This window comes from Zavarzinella formosa DSM 19928, from assembly GCF_000255705.1.
GTDB classification, from domain to species: Bacteria; Planctomycetota; Planctomycetia; order Gemmatales; family Gemmataceae; genus Zavarzinella; species Zavarzinella formosa.
Genome location: NZ_JH636440.1, coordinates 430031 through 448679, shown reverse-complemented (window position 1 = coordinate 448679; position 18649 = coordinate 430031). Strand labels below are relative to the sequence as shown.

At 60.2% G+C, this 18649-nt stretch carries 16 protein-coding genes; 9 read left to right on the top strand and 7 right to left on the bottom strand.

The features are described 5' to 3' along the window. Positions 1 to 59 precede the first annotated feature (59 nt). Positions 60 to 515 (bottom strand): DUF2262 domain-containing protein, encoded by a 456-nt coding sequence (locus tag BGIM_RS0112755; protein ID WP_020470155.1) that lies wholly within the window; start codon positions 513 to 515, stop codon positions 60 to 62. A 492-nt stretch (positions 516 to 1007) separates the two neighbouring features. Here BGIM_RS0112755 and BGIM_RS0112750 point away from each other — a divergent pair, with 492 nt between their 5' ends. Then, a complete protein-coding gene (locus tag BGIM_RS0112750; RefSeq protein WP_020470153.1) occupies positions 1008 to 1292 on the top strand; it encodes an acyl carrier protein in 285 nt (94 codons plus the stop codon). Here the strand turns inward: BGIM_RS0112750 and BGIM_RS57385 are convergent. Then, a complete protein-coding gene (locus tag BGIM_RS57385; RefSeq protein ID WP_020470152.1) occupies positions 1274 to 1906 on the bottom strand; it encodes a histidine phosphatase family protein in 633 nt (210 codons plus the stop codon). The genes BGIM_RS0112750 and BGIM_RS57385 overlap by 19 nt on opposite strands. 101 nt (positions 1907 to 2007) lie before the next feature. Beyond that, a complete protein-coding gene (gene ilvC, locus BGIM_RS0112740) occupies positions 2008 to 3060 on the bottom strand; it encodes a ketol-acid reductoisomerase (RefSeq protein WP_020470151.1) in 1053 nt (350 codons plus the stop codon). A 130-nt stretch (positions 3061 to 3190) separates the two neighbouring features. Here ilvC and BGIM_RS0112735 point away from each other — a divergent pair, with 130 nt between their 5' ends. From BGIM_RS0112735 to BGIM_RS50120, 3 genes are all read left to right on the top strand, one after another. Then, positions 3191 to 3658 carry a MarR family winged helix-turn-helix transcriptional regulator gene (locus BGIM_RS0112735; RefSeq protein WP_238537616.1) on the top strand — a complete coding sequence of 156 codons (468 nt, stop codon included), beginning with the start codon at positions 3191 to 3193 and terminating at the stop codon, positions 3656 to 3658. 241 nt (positions 3659 to 3899) lie between these two features. Further along, on the top strand, positions 3900 to 4307 hold the full coding sequence (locus BGIM_RS0112730) for a hypothetical protein (protein WP_029629995.1): 408 nt from the start codon (positions 3900 to 3902) through the stop codon (positions 4305 to 4307). A gap of 85 nt (positions 4308 to 4392) precedes the next feature. After that, entirely contained in the window at positions 4393 to 4698 is a 306-nt protein-coding gene (locus tag BGIM_RS50120; protein WP_020470148.1) for a hypothetical protein, read from the top strand. A 45-nt stretch (positions 4699 to 4743) separates the two neighbouring features. On the opposite strand, the gene BGIM_RS50115 is transcribed toward BGIM_RS50120, so the two are convergent. Then, entirely contained in the window at positions 4744 to 6090 is a 1347-nt protein-coding gene (locus BGIM_RS50115) for a DUF1501 domain-containing protein (RefSeq protein ID WP_020470147.1), read from the bottom strand. A gap of 592 nt (positions 6091 to 6682) precedes the next feature. Between BGIM_RS50115 and BGIM_RS57380 the strand changes: the two genes are divergently transcribed. Continuing rightward, the gene (locus tag BGIM_RS57380) at positions 6683 to 9883 is read left to right on the top strand and encodes a beta strand repeat-containing protein (RefSeq protein WP_162136245.1); all 3201 of its coding nucleotides are present in this window, start codon (positions 6683 to 6685) and stop codon (positions 9881 to 9883) included. Positions 9884 to 9986: 103 nt separating this feature from the next. Then, the gene (locus tag BGIM_RS0112700) at positions 9987 to 10889 is read left to right on the top strand and encodes a hypothetical protein (RefSeq protein ID WP_020470143.1); all 903 of its coding nucleotides are present in this window, start codon (positions 9987 to 9989) and stop codon (positions 10887 to 10889) included. Between the two features lie 4 nt (positions 10890 to 10893). On the opposite strand, the gene BGIM_RS0112695 is transcribed toward BGIM_RS0112700, so the two are convergent. After that, the gene (locus BGIM_RS0112695; protein WP_020470142.1) at positions 10894 to 11898 is read right to left on the bottom strand and encodes a prenyltransferase/squalene oxidase repeat-containing protein; all 1005 of its coding nucleotides are present in this window, start codon (positions 11896 to 11898) and stop codon (positions 10894 to 10896) included. A gap of 171 nt (positions 11899 to 12069) precedes the next feature. Between BGIM_RS0112695 and BGIM_RS0112690 the strand changes: the two genes are divergently transcribed. Further along, positions 12070 to 14550, top strand: a complete 2481-nt coding sequence (locus BGIM_RS0112690) for a DUF4159 domain-containing protein (protein WP_020470141.1) — start codon at positions 12070 to 12072, stop codon at positions 14548 to 14550. A gap of 23 nt (positions 14551 to 14573) precedes the next feature. Then, on the top strand, positions 14574 to 15398 hold the full coding sequence (locus tag BGIM_RS0112685) for a sterol desaturase family protein (RefSeq protein WP_020470140.1): 825 nt from the start codon (positions 14574 to 14576) through the stop codon (positions 15396 to 15398). Between the two features lie 262 nt (positions 15399 to 15660). On the opposite strand, the gene BGIM_RS50105 is transcribed toward BGIM_RS0112685, so the two are convergent. Further along, positions 15661 to 17367 (bottom strand): flavin monoamine oxidase family protein, encoded by a 1707-nt coding sequence (locus BGIM_RS50105; RefSeq protein WP_020470139.1) that lies wholly within the window; start codon positions 17365 to 17367, stop codon positions 15661 to 15663. A gap of 34 nt (positions 17368 to 17401) precedes the next feature. After that, entirely contained in the window at positions 17402 to 18319 is a 918-nt protein-coding gene (locus tag BGIM_RS0112675; protein WP_020470138.1) for an alpha/beta hydrolase, read from the bottom strand. Positions 18320 to 18469: 150 nt separating this feature from the next. Between BGIM_RS0112675 and BGIM_RS50100 the strand changes: the two genes are divergently transcribed. Further along, the coding region (locus tag BGIM_RS50100) for a hypothetical protein (RefSeq protein WP_193788973.1) at positions 18470 to 18649 on the top strand (180 nt) is incomplete at its 3' end.

The following is an 18649-nucleotide window of genomic DNA, read 5'->3' as shown; positions in this document are numbered from 1 at the left end:
ACCTTGGAAACAACCGTTGAAGCGGCAGGCTACAGCAGGGTCTGATTCGGTCTCGGGCGCTATCCCCAGAGATCGGGCTCCTCGTCCAATATTCCGTCCGCTCCGACCGAGAACACGATGGCATGACCTCCGAAGCACTCCGCATCGCTGAACACCAAGAAGGCCCGGTGATCCTCCAATACCTGCACACCGACCAGCGAGAGTTTGTCGCGGAACTCTTCTTGGGTAAGCGCCGGCCCGTGCTCTGGATCGTGCCAGCTGTCGAGATACAACCGGTACATCTTGTCTGCAACATACTGTCTCAGGGCTGGCTCGTTGGACTGAACCCAGTGGATGCAAGCCCTGCTCTCCTCCATCTCTGGCGACGACAGGTGAAGACTGTTGTCTTCCGGCCGAACGCTGCCCTCGGCAGTCCGCCCCGACGGGAAGGTAACGATGAACAACCAGTCGCCACGGTCGCTATCCCATCTCACCGTGCCAACGTTGGGATCGGCGAAAGGCTCGTGTTCAGGCAATGAACGTCCTCCAACTTCCGTTATCGAACGTAAAAGCTCCCCGGTGCGCGGCTGGCGCAGGAGAAAGCGTGGCAGTCCGGCGAAAGGTCGCCTCCGCCATTTTGGGCCATTTTCAATTGGTCAAAATCGCTGCGCATTTGCCCAAAATCATTAGGCGACCCCTTTGTTTTACCGGGGATTTTGAAAAATAGTGTTCAGTTGGCCCACTGTTTTTGACCACTTTTGGGGTGTGAAACTGTTCAAAAATGGTCGCCGGAGGGGTGTTTTTCATCATTTCAGGGTGCTTTTGGGTCGGATTTTGACCTGTTTGGAAATCGGGAAACGCCGATGGCTGTAGCCTCATCGGTTTTCATTGAGGAACCGGACGGGGCTTTTGGCTTTCGGTTTTCGGCGCATTCCGGCGCCCCGGAAAGTCGCAATACCCCTCAAACTGTTCGTCCGGCGGGTGTCCGATAAGATAAATTCGCCGAACCAATGGCAGGGAGATTTTTGGTGATTGACCGTGGAGAAGTAGTCAAAAGACTCGGCGACATCCTGACGGAAAACACGGAAGTGGATGTCTCGAAACTGACGGAGGCCAGCAAGATTCGTGAAGAACTTGGCTTGGATTCCGTCGATCTCGTTGACGTGGTGATGCGGATCGAGGGCGCGTACAAGATCCGTTTGACGCATCAGGATTTGCAAAGCGTGGAGACCATCGCCGACTTGGTGACGCTCATCATCACGAAGTCGGAAACCCAAAACCCCGGCGGGACCGGTCAGGCCGTCACGCCTTGAAGATGGAACGCGGCGTTCAGCGTGACCACGGTTGTCTTCCCTTGGTCGCGCGAAACCACTGAGATGCCGCAATTGTCCAGCGACACCGCCCGCGCCTTCGCCGGGCCGAGGCCCAACACCCCGGCCAGATAAGTCCGGTTCACAATGTGGTGCGAGACAACGACGACGGTAAGCCCTTCATGCTTCCGCAAAATCTCGTCCATTGCCTCCGTCGCGCGTTCATAAACCTGTGCGAAATTCTCTCCGCCGAGATAGCCGTTCTTGGCCGGGTCGGCGTGGTATTTCGCGTACTCGGCGGGATTCTCTTCCCGGATGTCTTCCCAGCTTTTGCCTTCCCATTTCCCGACATCGCATTCGGTGAGCAGGTCCACCGTGATCGGCGTCAGTCCGTGCGGCTTGGCCAGAATATTGGCGGTCTGCGTCGCCCGGCGCAGCGGAGAAGTGTAAATCACGTCCATCGGCCGGACCGCGAGAAAGTCCCGCGTGGCCTCGGCCTGCCGCAAGCCCACGGGGGCTAGCGAGGGGTCCGTCCGGCGGCCTTGCAACTTGGCGGGCTTCATCAAATTCGCGGGCGTCGCGGCATGACGGATCAAATAGAGAGTGGTGGCCATCATTCCTCGGTCACATGCGGAATCCGGATTTGACAACCAAATCCAAAAACCTCATCGGGGTCTTGGTTTTGATTTTATTCCGAATCCCGCATTCCGACCTTCAATCACTGTCCCTGACGTTCCGGACGCAGGCTTCGCACCTGCTGGCCGGCCTGCCACATTTCGCTGTCGGCGATTTCCTTGAGTTCCTTTTCCAAGGACTGCCGGTAATCCGGGCGGCTGTTCACTTCGAGCGTCCGACGGGTTTCTTCGCCGCTGGCAACCGACTGGTACAGCGTCTCGAACACCGGCTTGCTGGCGTCCCGGAATTTCTTGAACCAGTCCAGCGCGCCGCGTTGGGCGGTCGTGGAGCAGTTGGCGTACATCCAGTCCATCCCCTTTTCCGCGATCAGCGGGTACAGGGATTGCGTGGCTTCTTCGACGGTTTCGTTGAAGGCTTCCGAGGCGCTGTGGCCGTGTTCCCGCAACACTTCGTATTGGGCGAGCCACAGGCCGTAGATGGCGCCCATCAGCACGCCGCGTTCGCCGGTCAGGTCGCTGACCACTTCCTTCTTGAAGGTCGTTTCAAACAGGTAGCCGGAGCCGATGGCGATGCCGAGGGCGAGGCAGCGGTCCTTGGCCCGGCCGGTCGCGTCTTGGTGGATGGCGAAGCTGGAGTTGATCCCCCGGCCTTCGAGGAAGTGGCGGCGAACCGTCGTGCCCGAACCCTTCGGGGCGCACAAAATCACGTCCACATCGGCCGGCGGGACGACGCCCGTCTGGTCGGCAAACACGATGCTGAAGCCGTGCGAGAAGTAGAGGGCCTTGCCCTTGGTCAGCAGCGGCTTGAGCTTCGGCCAGAAGTCCTTCTGCCCGGCGTCGGACAGCAAGTATTGGATGACCGTGCCCTTGGCGGCGGCTTCTTCGAGGGAGAAGAGGGTCTTGCCGGGGACGTAGCCGTCCTCTTGGGCGAGCTTCCAACCGGCCGAGCCTTCGCGGAGGCCGATGATGACGTTCAGCCCGTTGTCCCGCATGTTGAGGGACTGGCCACGGCCTTGCACGCCGTAGCCGAGGACGGCGATCACTTCGTCCTTCAGGATTTGCTTGATCTTCTCCGGCGGATAGTCGGAGCGTTCCACGCAGTGTTCCACCACGCCGGCGATCGAAATTTCCTTCATGTCTTCTTTCCTTGGGGAGAGAGGGCGACGATGTTGTTCCCGATTAGCTTAACCGGAAGAATCTTCGTGTCAAGTATCTTGACATGAAGATATCTGACGGTAGCCTGAATGTATGGACCTGATTGACCGCATGAACGAGCAATGGAAACGGGTGAGGCCGGACCTCGACCCGGCCCCGCTCGACGTGGTCGGCCGGGTGCTGGTGCTGGCCCAAAAACTGGACAAGAGCGTCAACGAGGCGTTGTCGGTCCACGAGGATCTTTCGCTCGGGCAGTTCGATATTTTGGCCACTCTGCGTCGGGAAGAAGATAACAACGGCCTGACACCGAAGCAGTTGATGAAGAGCGTGATGCTCTCCTCCGGCGGGATGACCAACCGCCTCGACCGGCTCGAGCAAGCCGGATACATCGCCCGCGAACCGGACCCCGGCGACCGCCGCGGCGTGGTGATCCGGCTGACCCGCAAGGGCATTCAATTCATTGACAAAGCCACGGAAACCCGCTTCGACGAGGCGAAAAACTCTTTGCCGCCGCTGAGCAAACAGGAAATGAAAGACCTCGCGGGGCTGTTGCGAAAGTGGCTGGAAGCCTACGGATGAAGAGAAGAATTTTTTGGCCACGGATCGAACACGGACTCAGATAAAAACAAAAGGCATTTTTAGCCACGGATCGAACACGGATGAAACACGGATTCGGATAAAACAAAAACAGAGATAAAAGCACGATCAGAAGGATGGGGATTGATCCCAAATTGTTTGGTCTGGTCTTTCATCAGGTTTTGATCGGTTTTGGTTTTTGTCCGAATCGGTGTTTCATCCGTGTTCGATCCGTGGCTAAAAAATGCCTTTTGTCTTTCGACTTCTTCTGCTTGTCACCATCTTACCCGCTGGCTGTCGCCAGAAGACAGAGCCAACGGTCCCTGTTGAGTTGCCACCACCCGCGTTAACGGCCGAGGATGCGAAAGCCGCCATTTTGGATCTCATCTACGCGGAAAACCTCGAAAACCTCAAAGAGTTCCCCATCGCCAAATACAAGGCGATGCCGATGAAGCCGGAACCCGGCAGCCCGTGGCTTTTCTGGGGAAAGTACGAAATCAACTTGGAGAGCAAGAAGTACCAGTTCTCCGAAACGCGAGACGAACCGCCCAAATCCACCCGGACCATGTGGCGGGGAGAATTTGTCTATCAAGATGGCAAATGGCTCGCGAGGATTCCGAAACTGATGAAGACCACCGTCAGCGGTGAGTGATTAAAACAATCCTGGCCGCAAGGCCCGACCCATTGGGTATCATGACAATACGCCCGGCATGTGTCAAAATTGGATAGGGGAAGTGATGAGCGTCGCCGCCACCGAACCCGTGTTTGAAGCGAGCCTGCCCGAACCGCTCCCGCTTTCCAAGGGAGAACGCGAACGTAATGCGTTTTTCCGGCTGCTGCCCGAACTGCTGGCCACTCATTTGGGACAGTATGTGGCCATCCACGATGAAAAGGTGGCGGACAGCGACGCCGACGACATTGCCTTGGTCCGCAGGGTCCACGCGAAGGTCGGCTATGTTCCCATCCACGTCGCTTTGGTCGAACCAGTTCGTCCGTTGGTGCGGATACCCCACTTCCGAATCGTCCGGCCCGCCGGAGAGTGATCCGGCATGATCCGCTACAAATACGCCTGCTCAAATAAAATCAGATCAAAACAATTCCCGAATCGGCTCGCCCCGCGTCAGCGGCGCAATTCTCCCTCCGGCGTCGGCCAGCATTTGGGCGTGATCGATTCCGAGGTGGTGGTAAACAGTCGCCAGCACGTCATGCGGGTCCAAGGCCCGTTCTTTTGGCCGTTCGCCGGTGCTGGTGGTGGAGCCGATGACTTGGCCCATCGGCATGCCGCCGCCTGAAATCAGGATGGACATGGCCGAGGGCCAGTGGTCGCGGCCGATGACGCCGTCTTTGTTTTCCAGTCGCGGCGTCCGGCCAAATTCCCCGGTGACCACCAGCAACACCCGTTGGTCGAGGCCGCGATCGAACAAGTCGTCGATCAGGGTCGTCACGATTTGATCGTATTTGGGCAGGCGAGCCAGCATGGCGGCTTTCATGTCCCAATTGACGGCGTGATCGTCCCAGTCATACGCCTTGGTGCCAACCCCGCCGCCGGGGGCGCGAACGGTCACGAAGCGAACGCCAGCCTCAACCAACCGCCGGGCCGTCAGCACTTCCTGGCCGTAACCGTCCCCATAGCGTTCGCGGATGCGGGCCGGTTCGCGTTGAAGATCGAAGGCTTGTTGAACCCGGCCGGTGGTGAGAATTTCGAGGGCCTGCCGATTGCAGGCGTCGATGTTGTTCATCGTGCCGGTGACATCAATGTCCCGTCGCAGGCCGTCGAAACTCTTTTGCAACGCGAGGCGGTCATCCAGCCGTTTGCCATCCACGGTAAGCGAGGCATCGCGGATGCCGCCGCTGACAATCGGCACCCGGTATTGCCCCGGCAAATAGCCCTCGGAAATCCCGGCCGCATAATCCGGCCCGTTGGCGATCACCCCGCCCACCGACAAGGCCGGGGGCATCCCCTTGCGCGTCCCGTCGAAATGCCGATTGATGACGGCGCCAACTTGCGGGTAATGCGATTCGTAAGAAGTTCCCGCCTTGAGTTGCCCGTAACCGCTGAGGAAGCGGCGATGACCGGCGAAGTGGTCAGCCTCGTCGTGCGTGCAGGAACGGATCAACGAAAAGCGATGGGCGGTTTTGGCGTGTCGCGGCAGATGTTCGCAGACATCAATCCCGGAGACGTTGGTTTTGATTGGCCGAAACGGGCCGCGAATCTCGCTCGATGCCTCCGGCTTCATGTCGTAGGTTTCGAGATGGCTCGGCCCGCCGTGAACGAACAACAGAATCACGGCCGTGTCTTTGACCGATTCGCGGGCTTGCAACCGGCACAGGTCGGCCAGCGTCAGCCCGCCGAGGCCAAGGAAGCCGATGCGGAGCAATTCCCGGCGAGAATGGAACTGCGAGCGGGAGACGGCTCCGTTCTCCAGATTCAACATGAAACGCCTCTCCGGGAAATGCGGTCGCGGGGAAGTGTAGATTACCGCATTTCCCCGCGCCGGGCAATCGTTGAATGACAGAACGAACTTTGATCTCTCGACACTTTTGAGGACCGATCCTTGAAGGCGTCAGATGGGGAAAGAATTGAAAACGACCGCATCTTGCCCAGTGTCTTCCCGGCGGGCGGTTTATTTGCCCCGGCCACGAAATTCATCCATCTGTTGAATTCTCTCCATTTTTTGACCGCTCTCGCGTGTTCGTTTTGCCACTGAAACATCAATATTGTTCTATTTTCCGACTTGTAGTATCTTCGGTTCAGTGTCTTCGGGTGAACGCCATCAAGGTGTTACCGCTTTCATCCCTGAAAGATCGAAGACGCGTGCCCCGGAAGTGTTCCCCATGACCGATTGGTCGGGTCTTGGTCTTCCCCTCTTGATTGTGACTGGAACATTTTCGCCGAACCGACTGCTTCAGCCAGTGCTTGTTGATCCCCGTCCTTTCCCGGTTTGGGAATGTTGGCCGTCGTGATTTCTTCACGCGATGTTTCGGCCATCTCTCCGCGTCTTGGTCTCTCAAAAAGGATTTGAGAACATGATTTCGACACGCCGACTGATCAGTCAACGATTGGAAACGCTGGAATCCCGTGTGGTCCCGACTTTTCAAGGGAATCAAATCTTCCCGCTCGACAACCCGTGGAACCAAGTTGTCTCCGGGGCGCCGGTCTCGGCCAATTCCAAGGCGATCATCGACCACATCGTGGCCGAGCACAAAGGAACCGCCCCCGGACTCCACCCGGACTTCGGCAACCCCGTCACCGACGAGGCGTTGTACGGCATCCCGATCAACGTGGTTGATTCGACCGTCGCCAAAGTGCCGGTGTTCATCCCCTCGGCTGGCTATGCGGACGAAAGCGATTTGGTGAATGTCCCCATCCCGGCCGATGCCTCGTCCGTGGTGATTGAGGGGGACGGGCCGACCGGGCCGGCGCCGTCCAAGAATCGCGGTGACTCCCATCTTCTCATTTACGACAAATCGGCCAACATTCTTTACGAGCTTTACCAAGCCATCCGGCCGAGCGAAACGAAATTCCCCGAGGGGGCCACGAAATCTGTCAACGAATGGGGAGCGTATCAAATCTCCGTTTGGGATTTGAACGCGAACACCTTCCGAACCATCGGCGACACCTCGGCGGACGCGGCCGGGCTGCCGATCATGCCGGGTCTGGTCCGGCCGGACGAGGCGCTGCCCGTTTCCGAAGGGGGACAGGGGGTCATTGACCACGCGATTCGGATGACGGTGCAGCAAACCCGCGACATGTTTGTGTATCCGGCGTCCCATGCCGCCAGTTCGTCGGATGACAGCGATCTGCCGCGGATGGGGGAACGGTTTCGGCTGAAAGCCAGTTTTGTGATCCCGTCCAACTGGTCGCCGGAGACCAAGGCCATCGCCCAAGCGATGAAGACCTACGGCATGATCGTCGCGGACAACGGGTCGGACATGTATTTCTCCGGCACGCCCTCGGACGAATGGAACATGGATTCGGTGTTGCAAATCAACGCCATCAAGGCGACGGATTTCGAGGTGATTGACCTCACCCCCGTCGTCACCGGGTTGAGTGTCAAGAGCGGATCGGCCGACGGCGGCACCTCCGTCACCATCACCGGCAACAACTTCACCGAGGGATTGAACGGCCAGCTTCAAGTGTTCTTCGGCACCACCCCGGCGGCATCGGTCACGGTGGTGTCGAACACGCAGATCATCGCCACCACCCCGGCCCATGCCTTGGGGGCGACGGATGTTTTTGTGCAATCAGGAAGCCAGCAGACAGACAAGGACGGCGATCCGGTCTTCTTCGGCCCCGGCAAATCGTCGGTCGTTGCGGCCGACAAGTTCACATTCACCACGCCCCCGCCGACCCTGACGGTATCCCTCGCCGGGCCGGGTGATGCCGTTCGCGGATTGGACCAGACGTTCACCGCCAACATCATCGATCTCGACACCTCGGCCACCCAGGAAATTCGCTGGGATTACGGGGACGGCACCGTCTCCGATTGGACCCCCGTGACCGGCGCTGACAGTTTGGTCAGCCATCATGCCTATGCCAACACGGGAAGCGACACCGTGACGGTTTCCGTCCGCGATAGCAAGTCCCGGCAGGCGACCAGCACGTTGGGGGTGGCCGTCAAACTGGCGGTGATTCGCGGGTCCGATTTGCTCGTTGGCGGCAGCACAGGCAATGATCTGATCGTCCTCACCCCGCAAACGGCGGCCAACACGTTTGCCGTGAAGTTGAACAACGTCGCGGCGGGGACATTTGTCATCCCCGGCGGCATCCAACTCCTCGGCAACGGCGGAACCGACGCCGTGACCGTGAACGGCACCGCCGGGAGCGACACCATCACCACCGGCCCGGACATGGTTCAACTCAACGGCCGCTCGATCACCGGACCAGGCTTCGCCTCTTGGCAAATACTGGCGCTCGGCGGGAACGACACCATCACCCTCGGCGGCGGGGCCATCACCAAGATCGACGGCGGCGTCGGCATCGACCGCTTGAACGCCCAAGACACCGACAACTCGTGGACTGTAAACACCTCCACAACAGCCACGCTCAACGGCATTTCGCTGGTGGGCGTCGAAACCCTCGCCGGCGGGGCCGGGGCCGACACGTTCACCATGAACACGCCGATCTTCTCTGGTTCGCTGCTGGGCGGGGCAGGCAACGACAGCCTGACACGGGGCACCGCAGGCAACAACAGTTGGTATGTGACCGGGCCAAAACAAGGCAGCCTGAACTCGATCACCACATCCAAGTTCAGCGACATCGAAACGCTGATCGGCAGCTCGCTGACCAATTACAACGACACCCTCATCAGCCTGCCGACAGTCATCACCACGCCGGTGACATGGTCGCTCACCGGCGCCGGGTCCGGGTCGGTGGCCGGGACCGCCTTCAACGGCTTTGAAGCCCTGACCGGCGGCGCCCGATCGCCGGACACCTTCCAAGTGGGCGATGGCGCCACCCTCAAGGGGACGATGACCGGCGGCACCTACGCCGGGGTGACGGACAAGGTGGTGAATCAACTCACCGCTGACGGCACATGGACGATGACCGGAGCCGGGGCCGGGAACCTCAACGCCGTGAAATTTGCCGGGATGGAAGAACTGGACGGAAGCGACGCCGCCGACCGTTTTGTGATGGGAACGGTTGGTTCCGTCGCCGGCAAGATCATCGGCAACGGCGGACTCAACACCTTGGATTACAGCGCCCGCGTGGCGGCCGTGAAAGTAAACCTGGCGACCGGAACCTCCACCAGCGCCGTCTTGGGCATCAGCGGCATCTCCGTGGTCCTCGGCGGCAAGGGGGCCGACTCCCTCACCGGCGGGGCGGGGGATGACATCCTCGTCGGCGGCAACGGCAATGACACCCTCACCGGCGGTGATGGCAACGATCTGTTGATCGGCGGCCTCGGCATCGACAACATTCACGGCGGCAACGGCTTCGACATCCTTGTGGCAGGGGCGGTGTCGTTCCAGACCAACGCCGTCGCCCTCGACGGTCTGCGGTTCGGCTGGACAACCAACCTCTCGGCGGCCACCTATGCGGATCATGTGGCCCTCGTCCGCGACACCGGAGTCAACGGTTTCCTGTTGAACGGAACCACAATCTCGGAGACGCCGGTCTCCATTGATTCGTTGAGCGGCGAGGCCGATCTGGATTGGTTCGCCACCGGCACGACGGACAAGGTGTTGGATTTGAGCGTCGACGGCGAGACGCGGAATAACTTCTGAGCGGAGCCGGATTTCGCCCTGTCTCCCCGGCGCCGTAGTCGTTAGAATTGACGCAACCGATTCATTTGGCAACGGTTGCGGCCATCACCGCCGGGGAACTCGCATGAGACATCACCTTTGGGTCGCGTTGGTTCTGGCGGCATGCGCCCATGACGGCCTGATTCATCCGGCGGCAGCGGTCGAGCCGGTGGCGAAGAAATTCAAACCGGCCGATCCGTTTGAAATCGCCGAGCGTCTGCAAAAGCGGCCCAAAGATTCGACCTTTCTGCCCGCGATCAAACTACATTTGTTCATCGAGATTTTCCAAGACGCGGTCGGCGTTCCCGTTCAGGTTGATTTGCGATCTTTCACCGAGCGACAGGAAGCAGAGGATACCCTCCGCGATCTCGAACTCTCCGTGCGAGATCATCGGTTTTCACTGGAACACATCCTGGCCGATGTCTGCGAACAGGCCAAGTTTGGTTATCTCATCGAAAAGGACCGCATCCGGTTGGTGAGCGCGGAGGCGGCGCAATTGCTGCAAGGGGAGACGCGGGAGATTCCCAATCTCTATCGCAACACCCCCAAGCGATTGACGTTGGCGCCTCGGGAAAACATGCCGCCGCCGAACGCGCATCAGCAGCTTTATAAGCTCCTGCCGACCATCACTTGCAAACTGGATGAGGTTCCGCTGAAAGAGGTCTTGGAGAAGTTCCAACAGCGCTCCGGCCGGACGATCTTGCTGGCGGGGGACGCCAAGGAATCGGGGGACGCCAAGATCAGCGCATCGTTCTTGAATGTTCCCGTTGAAGCGGCCCTGCAAACCATCGGCGAGTTGAGCGGCTTGCAGGCCGCCAAGAACGGCAACGTGGTGCTGTTCGTCACCCCGGCCCGCTTCAACGAATTGCACGAAATGCCCCCGGCCATGATTCCCCCGGCCGAGGAGCCGAAACCCGAACCGACTCGTCAGGAATTGTTGGACGAAATCGAACGACTCAAAAAAGAACTGGCCGGGAAGAAACCATGAGCCCTCATGGTTTGCCCGGCAAAGTGCGGAGCAATCCCACGGCGGCCCAGCCTGTTCCCCAATGAGTGTTGACATCGTTGATCTTGGTCTTGCCGCTCTTGCCAAATTCCTGTCGGCTGGTCGTCTTCCACGACCCGTCTTTTTCTTGGGCGGACACCAAGAACTTCCAAGCCCGCCGGACTTCGGGCTCGTCTCCCTTTAACCCGCCCACGCTCAGCAGATACAGGCATTCCCCGGTGACCAGCGGATGGCTGGCGCCGTCTTTCACAAACGGCCAGCCGCCGTCCGCGTTTTGCCGCTTCAGCAGTTCTTTTCGCCATTTTTCGGCCTGCTTGGGATCGCCGTTTTGATGCTCGACGAGCATCCGCAAGGCCAGCCAGTCTGTTCGCGTCTCTGGCGTCGCGTCCTTGAGCGAGGCCAGCCCCAACTCCCGCATCTTTTTGATGCTGTCCCGCGCAAGCGGGGTCAGGACTTCTCCGGCTTGCTTCTCCAAGGCATTCAGTCCGATGAGGGTCCACATCGTGTCCGTCTCGATTCCTTCTCGCCGGGCTCCTCGGATTTCGATGAAGTTCCCTTCCTTCCAGGAGCCGTCGGGCCGCTGCCTCTTGGCGATGATCGGCACGAAGAATTCATATGCCTTGGCAACATCTTCCTTCTTCGTTGACCCCTCCAAGGCGAGGATCAGTTTCACCATCGTCGAGAGGAAGCCGCCGGTGAATTCGTTGTCGTTCTTGTTCGTCGTGCAAAAATTCAGGGACCACGCGGTCAGATCGTCGGTGAATTTCTCATCGACCCGGATACCCCGTGTCCGTGCGTCGTTGAGAGGCCAGAGGGCGAACGGCACCTGATGACAGGTCACGCACTTGCGATCCTCCCGCCACGCGGCCGAACTTTTCATCAGATAGGGCAGGCTTCGCTCGGCCGCCGCGCGGGCCTCGGCCGGGGCGGGCGTCGTCCCGGCCGGATCGGCTCCGGCGGACAGCGCGATCAGCAACAGAAGCGAGGTCATGGAGAGATCCTTCGAAAATCATGCCATCATCCATTTAACCCGCAAACGATCCTGGATGCCACTGTGTTCTGAAAAGGCGGGAGGTAACGCCCGGTCATTTCTCCATCGCGTCTGCTTTCCGCGTCGGCTACCATAAGAATGATGGACCCCCGTCTTCCGGGAGAAACCCGCATGCGCCGCCTGATACTTTTGTTGGTTCCGCTCTTCTTCTTTCCCGCCAGCAGCCGGGCGGCGGATGATCCGTTGGTGCAAAAAGTTCGCGGGTCGATGAACAAGGCCATCGACTACCTGAAAACCCAGCAGAAGAATCAGGGGGCCAACACTTGGAATTGGGAGAACGACTCCCTCACCATGTTCCTCCCCGGCGGGACCACCAACTTGGTGATGCTGGCCCTGCTCACGGCCGGCGTCTCCCAAGATGACCCCGTCATCAAGCGCTGCCTGCCGTATGTCCGGGGCATGGACAATCGGCACACCTATGTGGTCGGGCTGCACACAATGGTGCTGGCCGAATTGGGCGACACCAGAGATTTGAACCGCATCCAGGCCAATGTGGACTGGCTGATCGATGCCGCCACCACGCGCGGGGGAAAACTCGGCAAGGGGGGCAAGCTCGAAGGCTGGACTTACACGATGAATTCCAGCAATCCGCCGGACAATTCCAACGTGCAATACGCCCTTCTCGGCCTGATGTCCGGGCGGGCGGCGGGGGCGAAGATCGATCCGGCCGTGTGGAAGGAAATTCACCGCTACTACGTCGAAAACCAATGCAAGGCGATCCCCGGCCCGGACGGCAAGCCAATCGCCGGGTGGAACTATTCCTCCGGCGAGAAAACCGGCAAGGGCACGCTGACGATGACCGCCGCCGGGGTGTGCGGCCTGCTGATCGCCTCGCTGGAAGAGAACGACAACTTCCAAGAATTCGACGAACGAACCGGCATCGCCAAGAAATGCGGTTTCTACCCGGATGACGACGCGGTTGCCAAGGGGCTGCGCTGGCTGTCCAAAGAGTTCCGGTTTACCAACCCGCCGCACACCTTTTACAACGTGTACGGCGTCGAGCGTGTCGGCCGATTGTCCGGCCAGCGTTTCGTTGGCGATCACGACTGGTATCGGGAGGGCTGCGAAATCCTGACCGGCGTGGCCCCGGACACCGCCGGGCTGGCCCAGAAACCGGGAGGCGAATATCGCATCCAAGGCTCGGCCCTCGACAATTACCCGGTGATTTCCACCAGTTTCGCCCTGCTGTTCATGGCCAAGGGGCGCACACCGATTCTGGTGAGCAAGATGGCGTGGGACTCGGCCGCCGACCGCCCCGGTCAGGGCGCCGGCTGGAACCGCAAGCACCACGACACCCGGCATATCGTCGAATATTCCTCGCGGGAACTCTTCAAGAAGATGCCGCTGGCCTGGCAGGTTTTCGACCCCCGCCTGACCGATTTGAGTTCCGAGGCCAAGATCAACGAGGAAGTTTCCAATCTGTTGCAATCGCCGATCTTGTACATCAACGGCCACGAGGCCCCGAAACTCACGTCGGCCCAGAAGAAGGTGCTGAAACGCTATGTGGACGAAGGGGGCTTTATTCTCGCCGAGGCGTGCTGCGGGTCGGAAGAATTCGCCCAAGGGTTCAAGGCGCTGATGGAAGATCGCGAGATGTTCGGACTGGAATCGCCGCTCACGCCCCTGTCGGCCAACCACCCCATTTGGTCGGCCCACGCGTTGGTTCCGGCCGAGACATTTCAGGGCGCGTCCATCCCCGAGACAAAGCGAATTCACGCGATCGAACGGGGTTGCAAGACCGTGGTGGTGCTGATCCCGCAACCGCTGGCCGGATATTGGGAGGATGGCCGCTATTCCCCCAAGGTCGGCGAAATCGTCGGGGACACCATGCGGGGCAAACTGTCATACCGTCTGGCCGGAAACATCGTGGCTTATGCCACCGGGTTCGAGCCTCCCAAGCCACGACTCGACAAGCCGAAAGTGCGCGACCCGAAAGACGACCAACCGGTGGCCGGAGCCAGATATTTGGTGGAACTAGCCCAAATCCGGCACGACGGCGGTGACTGGCAGCCCGCCAAAAACGCCCTGCGTTCGCTCGCCCTGAACGCCCGCGACAAATATTTGCTGGATGTGTCGCTCGCCAAACAAGATGTGCCGATGACGCAAAAGCGCCTCTGGCAGTACAAGTTCGTGTACATGCACGGCAAAGCCGCGTTCACGACCGACGAGGCCGAGATCGAAAACATGAAGGCCCACCTCGAAGTCGGGGGCACACTGCTGGCCGACGCCTGTTGCGGCAGTGAAAAGTTTGATGCCGCCTTCCGCGATTTCATGAAGAAGACGTTCCCAAACCAAAAGCTGCAAGTGATCCCCGAGACGGACTTCTTGTACAGTTCGGAACTCAACGGCGAGTGGATCACCAATGTGCGCTGCCGGACGGAGAAGGCCGACGGCACTGCGGAAGCCAACTTCCGCGACACGAAGCCCCTGCTGGAGGGCATCAAGATCGACGACCGCTGGGTGGTGATCTATAGCAAGTACGACATCGGTTGCGCGTTGGAAAAGAACAAGTCCAGCGCCTGCAAAGGCTATGACCCCGACAGCGCCATGAAACTGGCCACGGCGGCCCTGCTCTATTCGCTGAAGAAATGAACGCCGGTTTTTGAGGACATGATTTGAACATTGTTGACCGCACGGTGGCGGCCCTCGCGGCGGGTGGCGCGGCGGCCGTCTCGGATGGCCTTTGGTATGCCGGCGGGGCGGCCGCCATCTGGCTGGTGTTCTACACCCTGTTCCGGCGTCGGCTGGCCTCGCGGAAGATCGTCCAGCGCCCGCCGACCCGCAAGCAAATCACCCGGGAGTTGATTCACTCGCTTCGCAGCATCTTGGTGTTCGCCACAGTGACCGGGATTGTCGTGTTCGCCGCCCTCGGCGGGCACACCCGTCTCTATCGCCATGTGGACGACCACGGGTGGGAATGGTTCTTCGCCAGCATCCTGATCGCCGTCATGATGCACGACACCTATTTCTACTGGACCCATCGCCTGATGCACCACCGGCGACTCTACCGAATCTTCCACCGCACGCATCACCTTTCCACCAACCCGACCCCGTGGGCGGCCTATGCCTTCAGCGTGCCGGAGGCGTTCGTCCAAGCCGGGATCGGGCCGCTGGTGGTTTGCACGATCCCAATGCACGGCGTGGCCTTCACGGCTTTCATGGGCTGGCAAATCGCCTTCAACGTCCTCGGCCACGGCGGCTACGAAATCTTCCCCCGCTGGTTCCTGGGAACCTGGGCCGGCCGGCTGTTGAACACGCCGACGCATCATGCCCTGCATCACGAAAAGTTCATCGGCAGCTACGGCCTCTACTTCAACATCTGGGACCGCCTGATGGGAACCAACCACCGCGACTACGAAGCCCGCTTTACGCTGGCCGCCGGTTCCCCGGCGACCCCGGTTGATCCCGCGCCGGAACTGGTCCCGGCGACCAACGGGTGATGGGGCGTTTCCAATTCGGCTGCCGATTTTCAACGCGCGTGGCATTAGCTTGGACTTATGCCGGTTGTGGGAATCCCAAGCAGGCGGCCGAGATTGGATGTGAGATTTCCTTGATTCCTATTCACGCCGGTTGTTGAACCTCAAGAGCCCCACTGCGTGAGCGGTGGGGGTGGTTTTCTGAGTGCGAGGGCCACCCCCACCGCTCACGCAGTGGGGCTCTTGGGCAGCGGCAGAAAATAACAATCGACCCCGGCTATTCCAGTCACGAACCGTAATCGTAAAGATCCGGATTTTGGGTGAGCGGCGAGTCAGGAGGCAACAGGCCCCCGAGGCGGCGGGCGGCGGCGCAGGCGGCGTTTAGTCCGGTGTGCAAAGCACCCTCCGTCCAGCCGCCGGACCATGAGACGCCGTCGCCGGCCAGATAGACGCCGGTGTCGGTCAACGGGTCAAGCACGCTCAAGAATTGATGATAAGCGGCGCGGGCCGCCGGTTCCTGGCCGGGGTGGTGGAGCTTGAACGCCCCGTAGAAATACGGCTCGGCTTCCCAGTCGACATTCAGGATTTCGCCGCCAACGGGCACGAGATGGTCGGCGAACTGCGGGTTGATGTTGCGAAGAACTTGCTTGAACTGCTCGAAGCGAGTCGGGATATCCAGGCCAAGCAACTTGCTCGAATCGTCTCCCCAAGTGTAACTGACGAGGACAACGCCGTTTTCGGTTTGGGGATAATCGAGGCAGTACACCCCCCTCGGCAATTCGTCGGTCTGGATGTTCTGGGGCATGCCGGGGATCGGGTTTCCGGCCGCGTCGAGCCAGAACTTGGTCCGGGTGCGGATGAACATCTTGGACGATTGAATCATGTGCAGTTCACGCAGGGCATTCTTCACATCGGCCGAGGCAATGGCGGCGGCCGGTTGCGTGAGGCCGAGCGTGATCTGCATCGAACGGGTGGTGGTCGCGACGATGATTGCCGAAAACTCGCGAGTGACCATCTCTCCGGTGGCCGGGTTCCGGTAGCTGAGTTTGGGCTTGCGATTCACGCCTGATTCCAACCCGGTGACGGGAGTGTTCAGGGAGACGGCGTTCCGCTCCTGAAGCGACGCCCGCTTTCCATCAGGCATGGTGACCTGCTGCGTGTGAAACTGTTCGATAAACCGGCCGACTCCTTCGAGCAGCATTTGCTGGTCATTCTCCCATTGGTTGACGAGAATGCGGAGCATTTCAAGGAAGTTGATTTCATAAAGAGGGGCGAAGCCGCCCGAGCCGATCCCCAACGCACCGAAGGCCACGAAGTCGTCCGCCTTCCATTGGGGGATGCCCGCTTTCAATGCCTCATAAAAGCTGAGGTTCGCGTATTGATTGACGTACCCCTGCCACACGCCCCGCACGCCTTCCCAGTCCCGCCGCCGCCAGGGTTCCCAAATCTTCTCCACCAGCGGATCGACAAACCGGCCGAGTTCAGTTTGGATTCGGGCGAACGGCTCCGGCGGCGGGCTTCCCGGCGCCCACTCGTGGGGGGTGTTCTTGTAGGAGAGCGTGGTCGGCACCCGGCCCGGATCGGGAAACAGGCTGGCCTTCATTTGGAATCGGTTCGCGTAACTCCAAAAGACCTTGTTGGAAACGGGCACCCGCATCGCCCCCATTTCCGCGATGACATTGACGGGTTGGCCTCCGTCCGTGAAGCAGCGCGTGCAATTGCGGCCGCCGATGCGGTTGGTGGCCTCAAACACACAGGGAACGATCCCCGCACGCAGCAACTCATAAGCGGCAACCATCCCGGCCGGACCGGCCCCGATGATGGCCACAGAACCGGGTGGCGGGGCGCCCTCCGGGAAACGGGCGATGGGCTCCGGCCCCAACAGCGGAAGGTAATCGTAAAGAGTGTCAACGAGAGGCCAAGCCATGAACACCCCGGCACCGCCGTTGGATGGCGGGCGCGGCGCGCCCAAGATGTCTTGCGGGCTGCTCATGATGGTGATCCGCCTTGGCGGATGACAAACCTCCTCACTTCGGTTTCGGGTGATTCAATTCCTTGACGATGAAGTCCCAGATGTCCTTGTATCCGTCGGTCGGGTGGTCGGGGTATTTGACATGACAGGTGGCGCCCGCCTGACTGGCGAGTTTTTGGAAGCCGAGGCCCCAGGCGGGGGAGTGGACTTTGTAATCCATCTCGGTGACGGTCGCCGGCTGGGTCAGGCCCCAGTTGTTCTCGAAATAGACCGGCGACGATCCTTTGTGCAGCAAGTTCTCGGGGGACCATTTTTCAAGGACGGGCTTCAGTTCCTCGCGGCGTTTCAGCGATTCCTCGAATGAGTAGCCAAGCGCCGGGGCTCCCCATTTCACACCGGGAACCCATTCCTGCATGCGCTGCGGATCAATGCTCGGCTGGCTGCGATAGGCGGCCACGCAAGTCACTTTCGTGGAAACCCGCTCGATGGGATCGGCCGCCTTGGGGTCGGCTCGGTCGGGAACGCAGCCGACATAGAGGGCGGGCAACGCCCCCTGAGAGCCGCCGCCGACGGCGATTCGCTTGGGGTCGATGTGCCACTTCTCCGCCTGAAGTTTCACAAACTGCACCGCCCGGCAGGCATCGTTCATCAGATACGCCACCGGCGGGCTGGCCTTCTCCTTCATGCCGTCGTTGAGGGTGCGTGTCTCGACGCCGATCACGGCGATGTTCACGGGCAGGAACCGCTTGACATCCGGCACATGCTTGCTCGGCTCCCAGATGCCGCCGTACCAGATCAACACCGCCGACGGTCCGCCGACTTCCTTCGGCAGATACACATCCATGATCTGATGCGGACTCGGCCCATAAGAAACATCCGCATATGTCGGCACCGGCTTCGGCGGCGGCTCAGCCCCCCATGACGGCGCCAGCGATATCAGCAGGACAACAAAGGCGGGAAGGGTGTGTTTCATGTTGATCTCCTGCCGCTGAAGGTATCAAAAAGTCAGCGATGACGCACGCGGAAACCGCCTCCGACCTGTTTCGGAAACTTCCACACCGACCGGGAACACCGACATCCCCGCCCGGTTTGCGGGATCGCCTGACGCGATATAATCACCGCCATGAACGCTGTTGATCCCATTCTCTCGGCCGACGACCGGCTCGCGGCGGTGCTGGCCGAGCTTGGCGACCGGCAACGCCTCGGCCAGCACGCCGACATTGACCAAGCCGCCCTCGACCATCCGGACCTTGCGGACGAAATCCGCTCCCTCTGGGCAACCGCCCAATTCGCGGCCGCCTTT